This window comes from Rhodopseudomonas sp. B29 (assembly GCF_000333455.1).
Classification (GTDB): Bacteria; Pseudomonadota; Alphaproteobacteria; order Rhizobiales; family Xanthobacteraceae; genus Rhodopseudomonas.
In genome coordinates, this window is sequence record NZ_BADD01000406.1 from 1 (window position 1) to 2,000 (window position 2,000).

General features: G+C 67.0%; 2 protein-coding genes and 1 pseudogene. 1 reads left to right on the forward strand and 2 read right to left on the reverse strand.

Features of this window, described 5'->3' with window-relative positions; translation table 11 throughout:
• Both I5M_RS14555 and I5M_RS14560 read right to left on the reverse strand, forming a co-directional pair.
• The coding region (locus tag I5M_RS14555; protein WP_022722067.1) for an FAD-binding oxidoreductase at positions 1-870 on the reverse strand (870 nt) is incomplete at its 3' end.
• Positions 871-939: 69 nt separating this feature from the next.
• The gene (locus tag I5M_RS14560) at positions 940-1,728 is read right to left on the reverse strand and encodes a hypothetical protein (protein WP_022722068.1); all 789 of its coding nucleotides are present in this window, start codon (positions 1,726-1,728) and stop codon (positions 940-942) included.
• Between I5M_RS14560 and I5M_RS14565 the strand changes: the two are divergent.
• Positions 1,680-1,949 (forward strand): annotated as a pseudogene (locus I5M_RS14565) (cation transporter dimerization domain-containing protein); the annotation flags it as partial. The gene I5M_RS14560 and the pseudogene I5M_RS14565 sit on opposite strands and share 49 nt — an antisense overlap.
• Positions 1,950-2,000 lie beyond the last annotated feature (51 nt).

Sequence of the window (2,000 nt, forward strand, 5' to 3'; positions counted from 1 at the left end):
ATTCAACGCCGCCCCGGTACGCGGCGCGAAGTGTTGGTGATAGCCGCGCTTGACGCCGAGCGGAATGCGGTAGCCCAGCGGCTTGAACACGCTGTCGGACCACGGCCCGAGCGCCACCACGACCTCGCGCGCCGACACTGCGCCGTCTGCGGTCGTCACACGCCAGCCACCGCCGTGCTGCTCCAGTGAGCGCGCATCGCCACGCGCAAAGCGGCCGCCATTGCGCGCGAACAGCGCCGCATAGGCCTTCACCAGCCCACCAGGATCAGGAATGAAGCCGGGTTCGAGCCAGTGAATAGCTCCGGCGAAGTCGCCGGCGATATCAGGCTCGCGGGTGGCGATCATCGCAGGGTCGAGCACATCCGCGGTGACGCCGAGCGCGCGGGCGCGCTCCAGCTCGGCGAGCGCCGACGCGAACGCCGGCTGCGAGCGAAACAGCTTGATCCAGCCGGTCTTGCGCAGCAGCTCCGGCACGCCGGCCTCGCCAATGAGGATCTCGTGCTCGGTGAGACTCTGGCGGATCAACGGCAGCGCCGCCTGCGCGCTGCGCGCCGCGCCGGCCTTCGAAGAAGCGAAGAAGTAGCGCACCAGCCAGGGCAGGAATTCGGGGATGCCGGAAAGCTGGTAGTGCGCATCGGCCGAGGCATTCACGGCGTAACGCAGCAGATGCCCGAGATCGCGCGGAAACATGTAGGGGAAGACCGAGGCGCACTCGATCAACCCGGCGTTGCCGTAGCTGGTGCCCTCTCCGGCCGCGTCGTTGCGGTCGACCAGCACGACGTCGCGCCCACGCCGCTGCAAATGCAGCGCGGCGCTGACGCCGACCACGCCGGCGCCGAGCACCACGATATCTGCATCCCGCAATGTCATGCCGCTTCAGCTAGGCCGCGCCGCGCCGTTTGGCAAACGCGGAAGCTGCATAGCGGAGAGACGTAACCGCTAGATCACGATCTCGCGCAACACGCGGCGGCAGTCCATCTCATATTCAAGATCGACCACCGGCGGCCGGGCATAGTGCCAGGTCAGTCCGGAGCGCGCGGCGCCGGCACGGACCAGTTCGTCGGCGGCGAGCGCGTGAAAATCGTGCACGCTGTAGATCTGCGCCGCCGTGGTGTCGGCCCAGGTGAAGCCGAGTTGCGCCAGGCGATCGCGCATTGCGTCGACGACGAAGCTCACCTTGTCACGGAAGCCCTCGGCGCTCATGTCGCGATAGCGCACGATGCGCTCGGGATAACTGCCGGTGCCGCCGCGCGCCTCGGCGCCGCCGGCGACGACTACGGACGGGCCGGCGCCGACGCGCGGCCGGGTGAACGAGAACGCGAAGAAGCTGGGCTCAGCCGGTGGATCGATTTCGGGGCAGACATTGCTGCGCGCCACCGGGTTGGTCGTGCCGTCGAAGATATCCCATTCGGCCAGGGTGCGGACATAATGACGATTGAAGGCCGTGAAGCCTTCCTCGGTGAAGGCGGCCGGCGAGCGCAACTCACAGGCACAGAACGAGGTCAGCGGGCGCCCGGCGGATTGGATGTAGGAAGCGGCACGAGCGAAGCCTTCGGCAAGCGGCAGCAGCGTATCGAAGCGGACGCGTTCGATCTCATAGCCCGGCTCAGCGGCGACACCGCTTGAGTACTGGAATACTGCCGGAATGAATCGATAGTTGCCGGCAGCAAACTCGGTCGTACGGCAACGACGCCTCGCCCGAACGCGTCGCCGAGATCCGCACGGCACTGACCAAGCTCGCCGCCAACGGCGCCATTCACGACGTGCACAATGTCCGCGTCCGCGACACCGAAGCCGGCGAGATCGTCAATTTCCATTGCTATGCCGAGCCGACACTCAGCGTCATCGCGGTGCACGACCGGGTCGACGAAATCGAACGCGGTCTGCGTCGTGCGTTCCCGACCGTGAAGCGCGTGATCAGTCACGCCGAGCCGCCCAACGCCGACTGAACCGCTCGCGCTGCGACCAAACTACGTAGTCGTGCGAGGCGAGCGTTCCCC